The sequence below is a fragment of the Metamycoplasma auris genome, from assembly GCF_003253435.1.
Lineage (GTDB): Bacteria > Bacillota_I > Bacilli_A > Mycoplasmatales > Metamycoplasmataceae > Metamycoplasma > Metamycoplasma auris.
The window spans coordinates 51,681-72,418 of the sequence record NZ_QKUB01000001.1; the positions used below are offsets into that span (position 1 = coordinate 51,681).

The 20,738-nt window shown below is 26.3% G+C and carries 18 protein-coding genes; 13 read left to right on the forward strand and 5 right to left on the reverse strand.

Translation table 4 applies throughout. From position 1 onward, the window contains the following. Entirely contained in the window at window positions 1-1,479 is a 1,479-nt protein-coding gene (locus BCF89_RS07380; RefSeq protein WP_111517972.1) for a hypothetical protein, read from the forward strand. Between the two features lie 13 nt (window positions 1,480-1,492). Beyond that, window positions 1,493-2,335 (forward strand): hypothetical protein, encoded by an 843-nt coding sequence (locus BCF89_RS00265; RefSeq protein WP_111517973.1) that lies wholly within the window; start codon window positions 1,493-1,495, stop codon window positions 2,333-2,335. A gap of 12 nt (window positions 2,336-2,347) precedes the next feature. Here BCF89_RS00265 and BCF89_RS07385 read toward each other — a convergent pair whose 3' ends face one another. Both BCF89_RS07385 and BCF89_RS07390 read right to left on the reverse strand, forming a co-directional pair. After that, the gene (locus BCF89_RS07385) at window positions 2,348-4,078 is read right to left on the reverse strand and encodes an MATE family efflux transporter (RefSeq protein ID WP_111517974.1); all 1,731 of its coding nucleotides are present in this window, start codon (window positions 4,076-4,078) and stop codon (window positions 2,348-2,350) included. Between the two features lie 71 nt (window positions 4,079-4,149). After that, window positions 4,150-4,929, reverse strand: a complete 780-nt coding sequence (locus tag BCF89_RS07390) for a DUF2779 domain-containing protein (protein WP_211305402.1) — start codon at window positions 4,927-4,929, stop codon at window positions 4,150-4,152. Between the two features lie 190 nt (window positions 4,930-5,119). Here BCF89_RS07390 and BCF89_RS00280 point away from each other — a divergent pair, with 190 nt between their 5' ends. The 11 genes from BCF89_RS00280 (at window position 5,120) to BCF89_RS00325 (ending at window position 18,088) form a co-directional block, all read left to right on the forward strand. Beyond that, the gene (locus BCF89_RS00280) at window positions 5,120-5,641 is read left to right on the forward strand and encodes an adenine phosphoribosyltransferase (RefSeq protein WP_111517975.1); all 522 of its coding nucleotides are present in this window, start codon (window positions 5,120-5,122) and stop codon (window positions 5,639-5,641) included. 41 nt (window positions 5,642-5,682) lie between these two features. Beyond that, window positions 5,683-7,509, forward strand: a complete 1,827-nt coding sequence (gene pepF, locus BCF89_RS07395) for an oligoendopeptidase F (protein WP_111517976.1) — start codon at window positions 5,683-5,685, stop codon at window positions 7,507-7,509. 236 nt (window positions 7,510-7,745) lie between these two features. Next, window positions 7,746-8,990, forward strand: coding sequence for a DNA cytosine methyltransferase (locus BCF89_RS00290; RefSeq protein ID WP_111517977.1), 1,245 nt, complete (start codon window positions 7,746-7,748; stop codon window positions 8,988-8,990). Between the two features lie 2 nt (window positions 8,991-8,992). Next, window positions 8,993-9,565 carry a hypothetical protein gene (locus BCF89_RS00295; protein WP_277870027.1) on the forward strand — a complete coding sequence of 191 codons (573 nt, stop codon included), beginning with the start codon at window positions 8,993-8,995 and terminating at the stop codon, window positions 9,563-9,565. Further along, window positions 9,555-11,318 carry a DUF262 domain-containing protein gene (locus tag BCF89_RS07400; protein WP_111517978.1) on the forward strand — a complete coding sequence of 588 codons (1,764 nt, stop codon included), beginning with the start codon at window positions 9,555-9,557 and terminating at the stop codon, window positions 11,316-11,318. Before BCF89_RS00295 ends, BCF89_RS07400 begins: the two co-directional genes overlap by 11 nt. A gap of 271 nt (window positions 11,319-11,589) precedes the next feature. Next, window positions 11,590-12,432 carry a variable surface lipoprotein gene (locus BCF89_RS00305; RefSeq protein ID WP_111517979.1) on the forward strand — a complete coding sequence of 281 codons (843 nt, stop codon included), beginning with the start codon at window positions 11,590-11,592 and terminating at the stop codon, window positions 12,430-12,432. Window positions 12,433-12,609: 177 nt separating this feature from the next. Further along, window positions 12,610-13,071, forward strand: coding sequence for a variable surface lipoprotein (locus BCF89_RS00310; RefSeq protein ID WP_111517980.1), 462 nt, complete (start codon window positions 12,610-12,612; stop codon window positions 13,069-13,071). 325 nt (window positions 13,072-13,396) lie between these two features. Beyond that, window positions 13,397-14,806, forward strand: coding sequence for a hypothetical protein (locus BCF89_RS07405; protein ID WP_277870028.1), 1,410 nt, complete (start codon window positions 13,397-13,399; stop codon window positions 14,804-14,806). Further along, window positions 14,796-15,227, forward strand: a complete 432-nt coding sequence (locus BCF89_RS03890) for a S41 family peptidase (protein ID WP_277870029.1) — start codon at window positions 14,796-14,798, stop codon at window positions 15,225-15,227. The genes BCF89_RS07405 and BCF89_RS03890 overlap by 11 nt, the downstream gene beginning before the upstream one ends. A 278-nt stretch (window positions 15,228-15,505) precedes the next feature. Beyond that, on the forward strand, window positions 15,506-17,311 hold the full coding sequence (locus BCF89_RS07410) for a S41 family peptidase (RefSeq protein ID WP_111517982.1): 1,806 nt from the start codon (window positions 15,506-15,508) through the stop codon (window positions 17,309-17,311). A gap of 231 nt (window positions 17,312-17,542) precedes the next feature. Next, window positions 17,543-18,088: a variable surface lipoprotein gene (locus BCF89_RS00325; protein WP_111517984.1), complete on the forward strand. Its 546-nt coding sequence runs from the start codon at window positions 17,543-17,545 to the stop codon at window positions 18,086-18,088. Between the two features lie 37 nt (window positions 18,089-18,125). On the opposite strand, the gene BCF89_RS00330 is transcribed toward BCF89_RS00325, so the two are convergent. Genes BCF89_RS00330 through rbfA form a run of 3 tightly spaced genes read right to left on the reverse strand, consistent with a single transcriptional unit; the run spans window position 18,126 to window position 20,737 of the window. Continuing rightward, window positions 18,126-18,557 carry a 23S rRNA (pseudouridine(1915)-N(3))-methyltransferase RlmH gene (locus BCF89_RS00330; protein WP_111517986.1) on the reverse strand — a complete coding sequence of 144 codons (432 nt, stop codon included), beginning with the start codon at window positions 18,555-18,557 and terminating at the stop codon, window positions 18,126-18,128. Window positions 18,558-18,566: 9 nt separating this feature from the next. Further along, window positions 18,567-20,402, reverse strand: coding sequence for a tRNA uridine-5-carboxymethylaminomethyl(34) synthesis enzyme MnmG (gene mnmG, locus BCF89_RS00335; RefSeq protein ID WP_111517988.1), 1,836 nt, complete (start codon window positions 20,400-20,402; stop codon window positions 18,567-18,569). Between the two features lie 8 nt (window positions 20,403-20,410). Continuing rightward, window positions 20,411-20,737, reverse strand: coding sequence for a 30S ribosome-binding factor RbfA (gene rbfA, locus BCF89_RS00340; RefSeq protein ID WP_111517990.1), 327 nt, complete (start codon window positions 20,735-20,737; stop codon window positions 20,411-20,413). Window position 20,738: the final 1 nt, after the last annotated feature.

A 20,738-nucleotide genomic window follows, 5' to 3' on the forward strand; every position in this document is an offset into this window, starting at 1 on the left:
ATGAATAAACTGACAAAGAATTATAATAGTGAAGATAACATTAAAAAAATTAATTTAATGTATGAAAAAATCAAATTAACATTCTCAGCAGATGTTGCTGATCGTATTACTCATGCAAAATTTCAACTTGAAAAGAGCAACAATATTTATTTTATTGCTAAATATAACGAAATATGAGTACAAATAAGAATTCCGATGGAAAATTCGACATCATTATTTGATAATGAATATAAACTGGTTAACGATGTTGAAGAATATTTGTTAATTAAAAATGGAATTTTTATTAAAAAATGATTTCCAGGCTCAGATTTATATCAAATTAATATTAATGATCATGAGATAAAAAAAATTTTTGGAGCAATAAATAAATTTCATAAGAGAAATATTGAAGTTAGCAGATTTAATTGAAATAAATTTAAAATTAAGGATAGAAAATATCAATATTTAGTTGAAAAATATAAGAATGATAAACTAATTTTTAGTCACAATAATATAAGAAAAAATAATGTAATCATCAATAAATTTGGTTATGTTAAATTAGTTGATTTTGAAGCAGTATGCTTGAACTCTGAATATTATGACTTGGTTTCCTTACATTTAAATATGGGAATAAGAAAAGATAAAATCATTGATTTCTTTAAATTAGATAAAGATAAATTTGATGATTATATTTATTTATATAAACTATATAAAGATTCTGAATATAAGAATCTTTATGCCAAAAATAATGAAAAAGAAGAAAAAGATCTACAAGTCAAAACTAAAAATAATTCATCTCTTGCTTTTGCTGATTCAAAATTTATTACATTTAAAAGAAATTCAGAATTTAATTACAGATTAAAAATTGAGGAAATTGAAAATTTTCATTTTGTTCCATCTTGCATTTATGAAGATGACAATTATATTATTTGAAAATGATCAAATAGTAGCAATGAATTGGAAATTAATACAAAGTCAATAAAAGCACTTAGTAGAGTAATGAAAATTTATCATACATCAAATTCAATTTTTCCGCCCTTTGTATTAGATAAACAGATTAAAAAAGTTTTAGATAATATTGATACTAAAGAAATAACGAAAAAAATTGGGTCTGATAAATTTATAAGTCTCATTTTGAAATGAATTTCAAATCTCAATTTGGATGCAAATTGTCATCATAATTTAAATTCAAAAAGTATTCTATGAGATGAGATTGATACAATCTCAATAATTGATTGATCAATGGCATCTATTGGTTCAAAATTCTTAGATATTGCTTTAATGTTTGAAAATCTAAATGTTAATGCTTATTATAAAAAGATTTTTTGAAATACATACAATGCTGAAATTCCAAATGACTTTTATAAATATCAATTAATTGCACTATTCATTGGTTATTTAAAAAATGAATTAATTACTAAAGATGAACTAAAAAGTAAATTATTAATTAAAAAAATTAAGTTAATTATAAATAAGAATAGAATTAAACTTGGCAAATAAGAATGGAGTTTTGATGAAAAAAAATAAAGAGAAAAAAAACAAAGACCAAAATCAAAAGACAACTAGAACTAAAAAAGAAAAACTTAACATTGCAATGACTGTTGCAATGTTTACTGGTGTCATTGGTTCACTTGCTACAATGCCAATTGTATCAACCTTTTTTTCATCAAAACAACCTAAAAAGAATGCATCAATCTCTGATCATTTAGATGATACGAAAATAAGTGAAATTAAAAAGAAAGATAATAAAAAGAAAACTTTAATTAAGTTGTCAAAAGAAATTGAAGCAACTAAATTATTTGATATCAACAAGAAAATTGCTTACAATCACAATCATGCAAAATTTAAAGATGGTAGTAATTCGATTGTAAAATCAAAAGCTGAATTTACTTTTTATAATACTGGATATAAGTTAAAAGGTTTCTTTAATGATAAAGATTCAATTCAATCAAAAGAAATTAGTGCTAAAGATTCAAGTAAAATTGAAATTTTAAATTTTGATTTAGTAGATAAACTATCTAAATTTAATAAGGAAGCAAAAAGTAAGACTCTTCCTAACTTAGAATTTAAGGATTTTATTAAAGAAATATCTAATTTAAAGCTTTCGTTTACATATTCATTTAAAAATGAGGCTGATAAAAAATGGTATTTTTATGATACGAATAATAAGTTATTTGGAATTGAAATTAATAATTATTTTAAGCAATTAAAAGAATATGTTGAAAAAAATATCACTGCTGATAAAAAAATATCAAGAGAAGAATCTAAAATTATTATTAAGGCAATAAAGAATAAAAATTCAAATAACCTAATAGATAAATTTGTAATTGAGATAGCTTTTAGTTATGAAGCATAAAAAAATTTCAGTTTAGGCTGAAATTTTTTTGTCACTTAGTTTTTTGTGAATATGTTCAATTTCGACTGTAATGTTTCTTTTTCAGTTAGTTTTTCAAGCAATTATTTCAAAAATAATGAATCTAACAATATCAAAACTATAGAATAAAAAGTATGTTAATTCCAAACTTAGATGATATGGCTGTGAGATGCCAAATATTAGGATATTTAATCAAATAAATGAAGATCAAAATGCACCAAGAATTGTTAAGGAACCAATAATGTTTCTTCCACCTGCTCTTGGAAGTGCAGCAGCTGTGTAAAATCAGCATCAAATTGGATTAAATAAAACAAATGATAAACAAGAATATAGAAATACCCTCTTAAATACAATTCCAATTTGGTTTTTCATTTCAGCAATTCACTTGCTTATTTCAAGATTATTAGAATTAATTAAAAATTCATTGAATTGAGCTGGACTTTTATCAAAACCAAATGTATAAATTGATGCCTTTGCATTTTTTATAATTGTAGTATCAATTAAACCTTTTTGATCATCATATATATAATTAAATAATTGAGCTGCGTTTTTTTGCTTATAGTAGAAATCAAGATTTTTTATAATGCTATCTTGAGCGCCCTTAGTTGTTGTTTTGCTATAAGCTAGAATCAATACTACACCTAGCATTATAATAGATAAACAAAAACCAAAGAAAGCATGAAATCCTCTTAAAGCATAAGCATGTTTTTCGGCTTCCTCGAAATTATCTCTTCCAAGATTTCCAGCAACAAAATAAGATACGTTAGTAGAACAAGCTGACGTTATTGCTGATGCAATTGCTGCTAGACTTTCAACCAGTCCTAGAATTGTAACCGCTCCTATTCCCATTCAAAAATGTCCTACTCCTGATCCATGAAGTAGATCATCAGGAAAACCTCTTGATCAAATAATCATTCTTATTGGAACAGTAATCATTGCTGCAATTGTAATTAGCATCGCAGGTATTCTTCTTAGGATTTGAATTGCAATTGCTTTTTTGATATGGAAGATTTTGAATGGATTAAAAAAGATCGCTCTGTCCTTATAATAAGTTAAAAGTGAGTCTGAAGTAATACATACAATTGCACTGGCAATTGTTCCAAATGCTGCATAATAAGCATTGCCCTTAAATCCATATAGTAAAATTGCATTTACTGAGGCATTTGAAACTAAGGTTAAGGTTGCAGAAATAAATGCTAAATTTGAATGCCCCGTTTCATTTAGTTGCATATTTGTATTGAAGTTGAAGGCAATTATTACTCATGAGATTGCAATAAACATTAGATACATTCTGCCTTCGCTTATAACTGCATCTTTAACCTTATTTCCTCCCATTAAATAAATCATACTATCAGGTGCAATTCATGCACTTAATGCAAAAGGTAAAGCAATAATTAAGAAAATAAAAATTCTTAAATTTATAATCTGTTTCACCTTATCAAAATCTTTTTTTCCATAATACTGCCCAACAAACATTGATGCAATCCCTTGGATGGCAAAAAAGATTGTATAGATAATATTTGTATATGTATTAGCATAGGTCAATGCATCAATCCCAGAAGGTATATGACTAACCATAAAATTATCTAGAAAACCATTAATACAAAACAGAATTTCACCAATGACAATTGGTCAAGTCATTGAAAAATACATTTTAAAGTCTGCTTTAGATTGTGGATATATACGTTTAAAATAATTTTTCTTTTTAACTGTCTCCTTAGACATTATTCTCCTTTCGTCTTTTATTTAGTCATAGATTTTCAATAAATAGAGCTTATTTGAGTATAAAAAATACTCTATAGGTTTCAAATCTTCTCTTTTATTTGACCAATAGTTAAATCATCATCAAAATCAATATTCTTGAGCAAGCGGAGCAACTCTTTTTTATAAAGATATCTTTTAATTAATAAACTCGTTTCACTTGGATTAAGTGAGAGATATAGCATCTTATTAACATCGTCCTTCGAGTAATTTCTTAGTTCTTTAAGAATTGTGTTTTTCTTAAGAGGGATGAAATATTTCTTTCTTTTATCATTAGAACGAAGATTACTTAAAGAGTTAACATACAATCAAAAACCAACAAATGATGCAATAAAACCATTATTTTTGACCATTATTTTTTTTAATGTCGGAATATTAGATTCAATAATGCTTTTTTTTGTTTTTGCAAAATATTCATCCTTGAAAATTGGTCCTGTAAGTTTTGAAAGGGATAGATTAGGATTGGAATTATCATCAAGAAGTGCTCTAATTTCATTCTTAGAAAACATCTTAGATAAGATCTTTTTTTCTAATACAGGATTATGACCAATAAAAATAATTTCATTAATTTTTAAATGAGGATTGATTTGATAGATATGTTTAATGATATTTTTTTTGAGTTTTCCTCAAATATCTTTAATTGAGTTTGTTTTAGCAAAATCAATAATGAATGTTTTTGTTTCTAATTTACCTTCGAGATTAAGGGCTCCAAGTGAGTAAGCAAAAGGCGTATTTGCAGGAATTGAAAGAATTCTTGCAAATGGATTAGAGATTGCTTCAAAATCAATGTATATATAATTTTTATTGATATTCATATTATATAAATTATAGCATTTAAGTAATAAAACCCAAGGTGATTGAGTGTGTGTTCTCAATGTTTTCAATTCAAATTATGAGTATTTTCAAAATAACTTTTTAGGATAAAAAATTCTTTTTTAGATTTAGTTACACCCAAAAAAATAACTGCTTTTTTAGGGAATTAAAATGTAATATAATATTAATGCTATGGAATTAAAAAAATACATAAGAACCGTGAAAGACTTTCCTGAAAAAGGAGTTAATTTCAAAGACATTTCGTTGCTTTTAGCAAACGGTGAGGCCTTAAACTATACAATAAATAAAATGTCAGAATTAGCTAATGATGCAGATATTATTGTCGGGCCAGATGCAAGAGGGTTCTTATTTGGAACTCCAGTTGCTGCAAAGTTATCAAAGCCTTTTATTATGGTAAGAAAAAAAGGCAAATTACCTGGAGAAGTAATAAGTTATGCTTATGGCTTAGAATATGGTCGCTCAATCCTTGAAATTCAAAAAGGTCTTGTTAAACCAGGACAGAAGGCAGTTATTATTGATGATGTTTTAGCAACTGGTGGTACACTTGAGGCAATCATAAAATTATTAAAAGACCAAGGTGTTGAAATTTTAAGAATTATTGTTTTAATGGAATTGGGTGGATTTAATTCAAGAGAAAGATTAAATTGTGATATTGAAAGTTTAATTTTTGTAGATGAAAATGAAGATAAATAAGTTCTTTACGAACTTTTTTATTTAAATAAGGAGAATATTAAATGAAGAAATACGAAAAGTATGAAGATATTGAACAAAAATATCGTTTTGATTTGGAGGATATCTTAGGAAATAAATCCTTGAAGGATTTGGAAGGCGAATATTTTATGTTGCTTAACAAGCAACTTGAAATTAAGGATTCAAAATATAATAGTCTTGAAGAATATATAGCTTCACTTGAATTATCAAAGAAGATTATTCTTATCGCAAATAAAATTGATAATTACTTATCCAATAAGCTTAATACAAATTTAGTTGATCCAAAAATTAATAGATTAATTTCAGAGTTTGATGCCAAAAAGTCAGAATATGAAAAAAAATTTGGATCAGAAATAAATCGAATTGCAAAGAATAAAAATAAGATTGAAAAATGAATTAATTTACCACAACTTAAGGATGTAAAAAAAGATCTTGAAGCAATCCTAAGAGAGTTAAATCATAAATTAGATGATAAGATTGAAAACTATTTGAGTGCAACTGCAAATGGTGAACCTAATGTTGAAGAGTTATTTAGTGTTTTAACTGATAGCGAAATTGATTATGGCCACGCGCATAATAAATGAGGAAGAAAATTTAAAATTACTGAAGGTACAAGAGCGAATCTTTTAAAAAATAAGGACGAAAAAGTTAGAAAAGAAACTTATTTTAATTATGCAAATGCATATTTAAAACATAAGCAAAGTCTTGCAAAAATGTTATATCAACATATTAAATCAATCTCAGTAGATGCACTATATCGTAATTACCCATCATCGATTGAATCAATATTAGCATCTGATAATATTGATAAAAAACTTTTAGAAATTCTTTTTTCTAATGTTAAAAATAATATTTCAATTTTTAAGAAATATTGAAATGCTCATGCACGATTTTTTGAAAAGAAATTCAATAAAAAAATGGAATTATGAGATACCGTACTTGATTTAGTTAAAATAAAAAATAAATACTCAATTGAGGATGGTCAAAGAATTTTAAAAAATATTAGTGAGATTATGCCTTTTGAGTATAAAGAAATTGTTGATAAAGCAATTAATGAAAATTGGGTCGACTATATAAATGTTCCTTCAAAAAGATCAGGAGCATATTCGATTGGTGGTTCGCATGGAATCAATAAAATATATATTTTAATGAATTGAGACTACACAATTAATTCAGTTAATACTTTATGCCATGAAATGGGACACTCAATGCATTCATATTTTTCTAACAAGAACCAAAGTGTTTTTCGTAGTCAATATCCTTTATTTTTGGCTGAAATTGCTTCAATCTTCAATGAATTATTGTTGAATGACTATCTAATTTCGAAAGCTAAAACAAAGCAAGAAAAATTCTTCCTAATAAATGAAAGTATCAATGATTTTATTGGAACTGTTTTAAGACAAACACAATGAGCTAATTATGAATATGAGTTATACAATAGAATTGATAAAAATGAACCGCTTAATTCATACGAAGCACTTGAAGAGTTATATGTAGAAATAGCTAAAGATTATGCAATTTCAAATCGAAGTCCTCAAATTAATGATGTAGCAAATGTATATAGTATTATGGTTCCACATTTCTATTACTATTTTTATGTTTATAAGTATGCAATTGGTTACATTGTTGCGAATGTATTCTTCCAAAAATACAAAAAAGAAGGAACTAAAGCCCTAGAAGATTACATTAATAAATTTTTAAGTGCTGGCGATCGAGATTGACCTGCAACAATTCTAAAGGAGGCAGGAATTGATGTATATTCATCATCAATTTATGACCAAGCATTTTCACTTTTGAATGAAAAAGTTGATCTATATATCAAACTTGGGAATGAAATTTTTGAAGATTAATTAAGTTTTAAATTTAGATAAAAAATAAGACTGCAATTTTTATTGCAGTTTTTTATTTTATATAAAAAAATGAATATGCTAAAATTAAAAAGAATATGAATAAAAGCAATTATATTGACTTTGGAATTATATATATATATATATATATAATAAACAATTAAGATTAATAAATAAGATTTTAAATTCAAATTTTTTGTTTCCTTCAAATAATAATTCAATCTCAAAGGTTTAATATCATGTCTAAGATTAATGTCTTAGAAGCTTTTTCTGGTATCGGAGCTCAACATAAAGCTATTTCAAATCTAGAAAGAAAACAAAAAATTAAAATCTTTAATATTGTAGCCACAGCAGATTGAGATGCTAGGGCTAATATTGCTTATTCCACAATTCATAATAACTTACTTTCCAAATTGGATAAGATCTTAAATAAACATAAATTAATTGATGAAAATAAGATTGATCGATTTCTAGAAAAATATTATTTTTCTTTAAATTCAAAGAATATTTCAAAAATAACTAGAAAAGATTTTGAATTTAAAAAACTACTTGCAGCCTCAGTACTATTAGATAACAATCAAGTAGATATTAATGATCTTGATCCTAAGATTATAGAAAAACTAAAAATAAATCTAATTACTTATTCGTTTCCATGTCAAGGATTAAGTATTGCAAATATGGGAAGAGCAAAAGGAATTAATAATGAGGAATCAAAATCTAATTTAGTTTGGCAAATATATCGAATATTAAATGAATCATCTTGTAAACCTAAATATCTATTAATGGAAAATGTCCCTAACTTACTATCAAACAAATTTAAGCCTGAGTATGAGCATTGAAAAAATAAACTTAGTGATCTAGGATACAAAACATTTACGATTATTCTTAATTCAATTGATTGTGGTTCGATTCAACATCGTCGACGAGTCTTTGCAGTTTCTGTACTTAAAGAATTAAAAACCCCATTTCGTAATGATTTTGAATTTAAAAACTATATCGATAAAATCACATCTAATAAAAAATTATCCTTAGCCAAAAAAAAGAAAAAATTTAATGATATATTTAAAAAATTTCCTCACAATGAAGAAAATCTTGATTGCTTAATCAATCATACCCCTTCAAGGATCAAGATGATTGATAGTGTAAGAATTATTAATGAATCTAATAATTATGAAATACCAACACTTACAACTAAACAAGATCGAATTCCTAACGTAGGAGTGATCAAACTAGAAAATGATTATACTCATAAGACTAACTATAGATTTATAAGTCCTAGAGAAGCATATAGGTTGATGGGTTTTGATGATAAGGACTTTAATAAGCTTATCCCTCTTATTGAAAAGAGAATTCTAAATAAAGAATCTTTATATCGACAAGCTGGAAATTCTATCTCAGTTGAAGCGATTGAAATTATTTTTCAAGTTATAAGTGAGATTGAGATGAATAATAATTCCAATGAAAATTTGAAAGAAGTAGAGTAAATATGAATACATTTGAGAGATTAAAAAATGTTGTCTTTCATACAATTGGAACAAATTGTAATGCTTATATTAAAAGATTTCAAGATAAATATAAGAATACATCTTTTTTCTATGATATAGATGTTGGCGATAGTCTTATTTATTTGTATGATGATAATAACAAAATAATTGATTTATTTAAAGGCAAATCTACATATAAACAATTTATAAGTGTGCTTCTTTCATTTGGTTTTATAGAAAATGGAATTGGTAAATATATCATTAAAAAAACTAAGTTTGATTATGACTATATTACTGAAATTCTCTTCGAAAAATCGAATACGGATGAAATTAATATCATAAGACAAAGTAGATTTATAACTCTACTATTAGATGCTAACTATATAAATAATGATAACTATGCTTCCTTTGAATTAAGGGGTATAAGGTCAAAAGAACCTCAATTCAATAAAATGAAATTAGAAATTAGTGATTGAGAAAAACAAACAACTAATGATTTTAAAAGACTAGCAAACGTGCTTAGCAAATTAGACAAATATGACTTTATAAAAAAGGAAAAAGAAAATGAGCAATAAGAGTGAAACAACCTTTAAATTTAAACAAAAAAGTATCCGTCAACTTTTTGAAGAGGAATTTGAGATTATTGAAATACCGCTTTATCAAAGAGAATATGTATGAGATGATGAACAGATTATTCCCTTACTCGATGACTTAATTGATCGATACAAAGATCAAAACCAACATTATTTTGGCATTATTGCGCAAAGCGTTAAACGGGTAGAAAAAGACGATAATTATAATAAGCATCGAATAATTGATGGACAACAAAGAATCACAACATCAATACTTTTAATTTATTATCTAGACAAAAAAATCAATGAAAATGAAAATACAAATATTTTTAATGACTTCAGAATTTCAGATATTCTGTTTGAAATAGGTGCAAATATCCGTGAGGACATATTACAAATTATAAAATCTCAAAATAGAAATCTAATTCCTCTTAAACATTCTAGAATTAAGAAAAATTATGAAATAATTGAAGAATACTTCAAAAATAGACATTTTAATAATGAGGAATTAAAAGAAATATTAAAGACATTTCTTGATAAGTTTATTTTTGGAATTTTAGAATATACAATTGAAAAAGAAAATGAGATGTTGGTTTTTGAAAACTTAAATTCTAAAGGTTCGCCATTAGATTCATTTGATTTGATTCGAAATGCAATTATTCTTCAAAATAAAGATAATGATTCTAAACAAAATCTTATAGATTTTAATAGTATTGTATTCAATGTATTGAAAGATGGATATTGGAGATCAGAAATAAAGGAAAGCAAACGTGGCGAAGAGTTTGAAGAATTTATTAAAAACTACACAAAATGATTGGGATATACTAAGAAGTATAAAAGTTATAAAACATATAAGAACTTCGAACAATTAATCAATGATAAAGTATCTAATGGAGATCAATTTAAGGAATTTCTTGGTGATTTAAGAAAATATTTAATTCTTTATTTGGAAATTAAACATCACCAAGATTCCCCTGATATTGGAAATAGACTTTGATATCGTGTAATTGAACAAAAAAATGTTCATATTCCTTTGGCATTCGAATTATTTTCAAGATTTTCACATTTTAATATTAATAATGATAAATGAGATACATCTAATAAACTAATTGATTTATACATGAAAGTTTGAGCATCACACATTATAAAATTAATATCTGTAGAAGGAACAGGGCAATCCTTATCTAATTTAGTTTTCACTGTCATTAAGTTGATTAAGGAAGGACTTCCACCAAGAAAAATTAAGGAGTATTTAAGTAAAATGGAATATTATAATACTCCTAGTGATTGAAAATTTATAGAGTCTCTAAAATCTCCCAAGAAGGAATCATGATTATCAAAATCAATTATAGATATTATTGAAACGGTTATTTTAGATCAGAATGCTGGGGAAAACATCAAACAAGTTGATATGCAAACAATTGAACATATAATGCCCCAAGATTTAAGTGAATGAAAAAACGACTTAGGTTATGAAGAGGAAAAATTGAAACAATTGCACTCAAAGTGTAAGGATCAAATCGGTAATTTAATTCATTTAAATAATAAACAAAATACCAAAATATCTAACAAGTCATTTAAGCATAAAGTAAATGAAGTGTATAAAAAATCATCTTCAATACTAGTAACAGCTAAAGGTCTTGAAAAGTATGGATTAAAAAATATTTGTGAATATGATCAATGAACATTTGACATCATTGAGGAAAGAACTGAAAAATTAGGAAAAGTCATTATTGATATAATGAATAGTGACTAAAAATAACTTATTTTGTTGAAATAAAAATAGACTACGAATATGAAGGGTAGTCATTTTTTATTCCTTTTTTTAGACTTTTTTTGTCATTTTAGCATTATTTTTTAGTGTTTTTTTGCTATTTTGGCAAAAAAAAAAAAAAAAGTAAAATTTGGACATAGCAATGCATAGTCCCTAAAAAACCAAACAAAAAATGTGGAGTCTAGACAATAAAAAATTGCTATATAAATTCAAATTAAGATATTTAAATATTTAAATTAAATTAGGAAGTTATATGAAAAAACTAAACAAATTTTTATTTGCTTTAGGTTCCGTTGCTTCATTAGCATCACTACCATTAATTGCTGCAAAATGTGGTGGTACTAAGGAAGAAAGCAAACCTGAAGCAAATAAGAATCCAAAAGATCCTAATCCTGGAAATAAGGATCCAAACACTAAAAATAAAATTAATTTAAGTTCCTTAGAAAGTTCAGTTGTAGATAAGATAAAAAAATCAATCAAAAATAATAATGTAGAACAAGCAGAAATTTTAGATATTTTAAAAGAAGTTAAAGGTCTAGAAACTTTAAGATTCGGTGATTTTAAAACTCTTGATTTTAAAGATTTCAAATTAACAATTGAAGCTAATACATCCTCTTCTTTAATTGAAGGAAAATTTGAATTTTCAGAAGAAATTAAAAAAGAAGAGAATGCAAAATTAAAGACAGAATTAAATATGTTTTTAAAAGAAAAACTTGTTGCTAATGTAAAAGTAAAGAGAGCAGATTTGATTGACTCCTTAGACTTTGATAACGTTAAGACAAAAGCAGACCTTTACGATGTCAAAGAAGAAATTAAAGATTTCATTAATGATTACTATTCTGTTTTTAGAGAAAAACTTAATGTTTTATCTAGAAATGTAGATTTCAATTTTAAAGAAGTATCTGAAGATGAACTAAGATTATTTATTCCTGAAGAATGATTACTAGAAATTGAAAAAGAAACAAAACAAGAAGATAAGCATAAGGTATTCGAACAACTACTATTGAACACACAAGTAATCAAAGAGGCTTTACAAGCTCAATATCAAGAACAAACTAAAGAAGTTGAAAAATTATTCAATACAACCTTAAAATAATCTAAAACTAGAATACCGCTATTAAAGCGGTATTTTTTTAATTAAATTTTTGCTATTTTGGCAAAAAAAAAAAAAAAAAGTAAAATTTTTCGAGTATTGCAAAACTGGCCCAAAGCAATACAAATAATACCTAATTTAAATATTTAATTATTACTTATAAGGATTACATATTATTTTATGAAAAAACTAAACAAATTTTTAATTGCTTTAGGTTCAGTTTCTTCTCTAGCAGCATTACCTTTAATTGCAGCATCATGTGATAAAACTAAAGAAGAATCCAAAGAAAGTAAAGATAATAAAAACAATGAAGGAAACTCAAACACAACAACTCCTTCAACCTCTCCCTCTGATTCATCTATAGAACAACCACAATCTGACCAACCATCTACATCGCCTTCAACATCTCCTAAATCTCCAGTCACTCCTAAAGGCGAGAGAGAAAGCAAAAAATATATTAGTAAACCTGCACTAGAAACAGTAAATAAACCAGGTAGTTCAATTCAAATTATTAAATTTGAAATTGGTACACCAAGTGGGGATATATTTTCAGAAGAACCCGGAGATAGAACAAGTTCCGATCGTGAAGATAGAATTGAGGATTGATTATATAAGAATAAAAAAACTATTAAAAAGCAATAGTTAAAACTAAAAACATTGATTTTCTTTTAAATTTAATTAAAACGTTATTTTGCATTACATCATAGCAAACTAACGTTTTTTATTTATCTAAATTTTCAATTGATTCAATCGTTTATCAAATCATTAATGCAATATTTTAATCAAATAGTTGAATGCTACCAAAAAATTAAAATATGAATTTATTATTTAAAATTCTTTAAAAAATTCAGTATTTTAAATCAATTAATTCAATCTTTGATTTATTTTAATTGAATTAGGAATACAATCTTTTTTAAGGAGAGAATCTTTTTTCTCCTTAAAAAAATAAAAAAAGGAATATAAATTTATGCTTGCAAGTAAAAATAAAAAATTTGGAATGCTTCTATCTTTAATGACTATAGCTACAATGCCAATCGTTACTCTTTCAGCTAGTTGTCAAACTAAAGCAAAAAATGATAATGCGCTTAATATGAATGTAACCAAAGCTTCATTTAAAAACTTCAACAAAGAATACACAATAAAAGATGTAGATTTATCATTATATACAATTAAAGATGAAGAAGAAATGGTATATGTTGATTTAGATGAATTTTTAAAAAATTTAGAAGGACTATTTGATAATAAGTCATTTAGTTCTCGAATCGATGAAAAGAATAATAAGAAGTTCTATGAAATTAAAAATGATAAGAATGAAGTAGTAAATAGATTAGTTATTGACTGAGAAAACAATAAAATAACAACTCCAAGTACAAATTTCTTTTTTGAAATTCAAAAAGAACAACAACTAACAGATAATAGTCAATTCCTTGAAACAAACTATGAAAGCAAAAAGGATAACGAGAAATCTGAGGTAGTTTTTGATCTAGGTAAATATAAGATGGATATTTTATATAAGGATAAAAAAATCTTGTTACCTTTTAATGTATTCAATACATTATTTATGAGTTATAGTTTTAATAACATTTATTGAAATGGCAAAAGTCTTACAAACCTAGAAGCAGGAATTGATGCACACGGTAATACTGAGAAGGAAATAAAAGCAAGAATTAAAAAAGACCAAGAAATAAAAAATAAACCTCAAACTAAAAAAGAGCGTGAAATTAACTTTAATCATCTAGCATTTGCAATGGATAATTTCTATGGTCTAAAATACCATAAAGAAATTAAGTCTTTTGAAGAATGAATCGGGCCTGATTATAAGCAAAAACTTCTTTCAATTGACCCTAAGGTATTCCATCAAGCATACATTGATATATTCCATAAAAAATTGAATGAATTACATACAAGAATTAATACATTATCATATTATGATGAATATGATGAAAAAGAAACAACAAGAGAAAAGTTAATCAAAGAAAAAGAAAAGAATTTTGGTAAATTCTTTAATGATTTCAATAAAAATAAGGCTGAGTTAGTTAAAAATTTTGAGGCTAAGTTTGGAAAGAAAATTGATGAATTTGGTCCAAATGACTATATTAGATACCATGGTAATACTGCGATTGTAACAACTCTTGGATTTGAAGATGGAACTAAAGATGAAATAGCAAAAGAAAATGAAGCTTGAAAACACGACACTTATTTTCTAATGCGTCATTTAATGAAACAAATTGAAGAGAGAAATAAAAAAGCAAAGAATAAAGAAAAAGAAGGTAACAAAGAACTCAAAGAAATTAAAAATATTGTTCTAGATCTATCTTTAAATGGTGGTGGTAGTGTTAATTCAATGGTTAGAGTTTTTAGGCTTTATGACTGATAAAGAAGTTTTGAATCGTGAATATAATATCCTTGATAAAAGAGCTGATCTAAGCAAATCTAAAGTCGATACCAATGGTGATAAAAACTATGATAATGATGCATACACTAAGTATAATTGAAGTCTACTTGTTGGAATTAATACATTTAGTGCAGCTAATCAATTAACAAGTATTGTTAAAGAAATGGGTATTGCAAAAATCATTGGTAAACAAGCAGGAGGTGGTATGTCTGCAATTATGCCTCTTGTATTAAATGATGGAACAACAATTACCATTAGTGGTCCAAATAATGCAGTCTTTGGTGAAAAAAATGAATCTATTGAAGGGGGAATTACACCTGATATTAATTTAGAATACAAAGACTTCTATAATGATGATGCAATCGACAAGGCTCTAAATGAAGCTTCAAAACTAAGTAAATAAGAGTCAATTTTTAAACTTTAATCTCCTTGTCTATTTATGCAAGGAGATTTTAATTATTAAAAATTTAACAAAATTTAGTATTTTTCGATGAAAAAATTCTTATATTTTTATAAAAATATAAGAGTTTATATATCAATCTATTCAATTAGTTTTTTGTTGGAATTTTTAATAAAAAGAATGTAAAAATAAGTTGAAATGAATGATTATTCAATATACATTGAGTGTAATTCAATATAATTTATCTAAGGGCTTATGCCCAAAAACATAAAAGGATTTATATGGAAAAAACATCGAATAAAACAAGGTTAGTTAAGTTTATATTACCAATACTAAGTGGAAGTATTTTGCCAATAGCAATGCTATCAGCAAAATGCCAAACAAAAGAATATTTAGATGATCTTACAATTACAAAACATTCATTTAAAAACTACAATCCAGAGTTTAATGTAAAAGAAAAAGCAGATTTAAAAGCTTATTGAAAAAATGAAGAAATGTATGTTGATGTTGATGAATTTTTAAGTACACTTGAAGGTTTTATTGATAACTCAAAATTTACAACAAAAATTGACCTAAATAAAAAAGAAAAATCGTATATATTAAAAGGTTCAACACTTGGAAATGAGGGAGAATCTGAAACACAACCTGATGCTTTAGTTATCAATTGGGAAAAAAATACAATCTCAGTTCCTAACACTTGATTCTTTTATTCAATTATAAAACCACAACAATTAACTGATGGTAATCAATTTCTTAAGAGTGAATATGAACAAAAGATTGATGCTACAGGAGATGTTGTATTTGATTTAGGCAAATATAATATGGATATCTTGTTTAAAGAAAATAAGGTTCTAGTACCATTTTCAGTCTTTAATACTTTGTTTGTAACACAAAATTACAATAATATTTATTTCAATGGCAAGACTTTTACAAATCTAGAAGCAGGAATTGATTCTTATTCTTCTTTTGGAACTCCTAAAGAAGCCAAATTAAGAATTCAAAAGGATGCTACAATTGCTAAGAAAAAACCTACAAAAAGACAAAGAGAAATTAATTTTCATCATTTATCTTTTGTAATGGATTATTTCTATGGTCTTAAGAGATATAAAAAATTTGATTCTTTTGAAAAATATATTGGTGAAGATTATAAGAAAAAATTTCTATCAACGAATCCAGAAGAATTTCATCAAGCATATATTGATGTATTTCACAAGAAACTAAATGAATTACATACAAGAATTGATTCATTATCTTACTACAATGGATATACTGAAGAATCACTAAGAAATTCTAAGTTAGCTAAGGATTCAAAGAAATATTATGGCGATTACTATAATGAATTCTTTAAGACTCAAGGTGAGTTACAAGATAACTTTAAAAAAACATTTAAAAAAGATCTAGACAAATTAGAATTAGATGACCATATTAGATTTGTTGGTGATGACACAGCAATATTAAGCACATTTGGGTTTGCAGATGCAACTAAAGATCAAATTGCCGACAAAAATAACACTTGAAGATATGACACTTATTTCTTAATGAAGAATTTGATGGAAAAAATAAAAGCAAAGAAAGAAATAAAAAATATAATCCTTGACTTATCCTTAAACGGTGGTGGTAGTGTGCAAGCTATGATAAGAACTCTTGGATTTTTGACTAATAATAAAGTCGTAAATCGTGAATATGATGTTCTTAACAAAATCGGTTCAAAAACACTATCACAAGTTGATGTTTTTGGGGATAATAAATTTACAAAACATAATTATGATAAATATAAATGAACTGCCTTAGTTGGAATTAATACATTTAGCGCAGCTAACCAAGCTACAAGTATTATAAAAGAAATGGGCATTGCTAAGATAATTGGCCAAAAAAGTGGTGGTGGTATGTCAGCTGTTATCCCTGCTACTTTATTAGATGGAACAACAATTACAATGAGTTCTCCAAATAATGCCACATATGGTGAAAAATACGATGACATTGAAGGCGGAATTGAACCTTATGTTAAATTAGATTATAAAGATTTTTATGATAATGAAAAAGTTAAGCAAGCAGCATTAGAAGCTCATAAAATCAAACAAAAATAATGAATAAATAATAAGAAAAATGGAATTTAGGAAAAAAACTAAATTCTATTTTTTTGTCTAGAAGATCTACAAAAATTACTTATTTTCATTGATTTTATGCTCCAAAATTAATTACTTTGCGCAAAAAAAAAAAAAAAAAGTAAAATGGGGGATGTAACAAAATAGGAATTGTTACGTTTAATGTATAACAAAAATTTAAATATTTAAATAGATTAAGGAGACTTAATAATTATGAAAAAACTTAATAAGTTTATATTAGCTTTAGGAAGCGTTGCTTCATTAGCATCACTACCATTAATTGCTGCAAATTGTGGTGGTACCAAGGAAGAAAATAAAACTCCAACTGAAAAAGACCCAGGTACAGGTAAAAAAGAAGATGATAAAGATGGAGGCAAAAAAGATAATGAAAGTGAAGTAAAGGATGACAAAACCAAATTCACTGAAGCTTCTGATAAAGCAATCAAAACCTTAAAGGAATTAGCTGAAAAAGTTAATAAATATGAATACGAAAAAGAAAAAGCTAAAAAAGTAGAAGGTTTTGGAGATCTAACAGATGAACAATATAAGGGTGTTAAAAAACAAATAACAGATCGTATTGATCATCTAGTTAAACAAATTGAAAGTTGAAAGACTAGCGGTCCTAAAAACATTGAAGAAGTTAACTTAGCAAAAGGCAATCATAAAACATATGATGAAGCATATGATGCTATGATAAAAAGTCAATTAGATGGCGCTATAAAACAACTTGAATCAATTTCAAAAGATTTAACAAAATAATTACAACAAAAAAAGTTGGGCGATAATGCTCAACTTTTTATTTGTGGTATTTAATATTCTTTTTAATTGCTAACCCACGATAAATTTGCTCAATTAACATTAGACGAAACATTTGATGTGGGAATGTCATTTTTGAAAAGCAAATTTTATTTTGAAATTTACTTTCATCAACGCCATTCGAACCACCAATAATAAAAGTAATATTATCCTCAACAAACAAATCTGAGAATTCTTCACTACTCATTTGCTTACCTTGCAATGATAAATAAAAGACTTTCGAATTTTTTGGAATCTTAGATAAAATTGCCTCAGTTTCTTTTGCAATTTTAAGCTCGATATTATCATTTAGATTTTCTTTTATTTCAATAAGATTTATTGAAGCTAAAAAATTGATTTTCTTAAGATATGAATCATAAATTTTTTTATGATCCTGACTTAGAGTTCCAATTGCAATTAAATTTATTTTCATTTATTTTGATTAAGACTTATTGATTTTATTGTTTAGATGGTAGATAAGCATTTGGATATCAGCAGGGTTAATACCACTAATTCTTGTTGCTTGACCTAGAGTAGTTGGTCTAATTAGATCAAGTTTTTGGCGTGCTTCAGTTGCGATATTTTGGATTGACCAATAGTCAAGATCTTTTGGAAGCTTAAGATTTTCTAATCTAAGCATTTTTTCTGCAGCACTTTCTTGTTTTTTTAGATAACCAAATAAACGCACTTGGGTAGTTATTTCATTAATGTAAGGATAGTCATCTCCGAGGATATCTTTTGGATCGACTGCAGGATTAGATAGAAGTTTTAGATATGATTGACCATTAATGACATTGTATTTAATTCCTAAATCACTTTTAGATGAGACATAAATATTTTTTAGTTCTTCAATTTTAGTTTGAATATTTTGATACTTATCTAGTATTTTTTTGTATTCATCCTGAGAAATCATCTTATTATCAAATGCATATTTTCCAAGTCTTTCATCAACATTATCATTTCTTAAAAGAAGGCGATATTCAGCTCTACTTGTTAGCATCCGATATGGTTCAGAAGTACCTTTTGTTACAATGTCATCAATTAAAACACCAATATATCCATCATTACGTTTAATTTCCATCACTGGTAATCCTTGGATTTTGTTTGCGGCATTAATTCCAGCAATAAGACCTTGAGCGGCTGCTTCTTCATAGCCACTAGTTCCATTAGGTTGCCCAGCGGAAAAGAAATTTTCAATTAATTTTGTTTCAAGAGATTTATATAAAACTAAAGGATTGATTGCATCATATTCAATAGCATAACCATACTTCTGAACTCTTGCGTTTTCAAGTCCAGGAATTGTTTTGATGATTTCGTCTTGTACATCAGCAGGCATTGAGGTTGAAAGGCCATTGATATACATAATGTCACCTTTTGTTGTTTCAGGTTCAAAGAATACATGATGCGTTTCTTTATCTTGAAATCTTACAATTTTGTCCTCAATACTTGGACAATACCTAGGTCCAACTCCAACAATTACTCCTGAATAAAGTGAACTTTTATCAAAATTTCTTAGAATAATTTCTTTAGTTTCCTTCGTTGTATGGGTTAAGAAACAAGAAGTTTGTTCATCAAGTTTAATATTAGTTTTAGATGAAAAGCATAATTCTGTCTTGTCAAGAATTTCTTTTTCTACTTTTGAAAAATCAATGCTATCTGTATAAATACGACATGGAGTACCTGTTTTTAATCTTTGAAGTTCAAATCCATATTTTGCTAAATTACTTGAAAGTGTGGAACTATTTTTTTCGCCATCTGGTCCATCATTTTTAATATCCATTCCTCTTAGGATTCTTGAATTCATATATACACCAGTTGTCATAATGACAGCAGATGCATATATATTCCCATTTGCTACTGTTTTGATCCCAATACATTTTTTATTTTCTACAATCAAATCAGATGCTTCATCTTCAATTAGAGTAATGTTATTTTCTTTTCTAACTGCTTCAAGAATAATTTGCGAATATTTTTCTTTATCAATTTGTGCTCTTAATGATCAAACAGCTGGACCTTTTGATGAATTTAACATCTTAATTTGAATCATTGACCTATCAGCAAAAATACCCTGAACACCACCTAGGGCATCAATTTCACGGGTAATAATTCCTTTTGCTGATCCTCCGATTGAAGGATTACAAGGAAGCATTGCAAGTTTATTGATATTTAGTGTTACTAAAGCAACTTTTAGATTTCTTTTTGCTAAAGCAAAAACTGCCTCAATTCCGGCATGGCCGCCACCAATTACAATGGCATCGAATTTATTTATATTATTCATTATATTAACTACTTAATTTCATTTAGAATTTTTTCAATTCTAGCTGCTTCAGGTTCAACTTGATCAATCAAGAAAACTAATTCTGGTAATTTTTTGTATTTTCAACTTTTAGCAACAACTGAACGAATAAATGGAGTCATTGAAGTGATTTTTTCAAAGTATCTTTCTTTATCTTTGAACAAAGTAATAAATACTTTTGCATGTGAGCCATCATTTGATAGGATAACATCATTAATTGCAATGTTTGTTACATCAAAATCCTTTAAATCATAAAAACTATTTCCAATTAATTCTAATAGTAATTGTTTTTTTCTTTCATGCATAATTGTGTTCATA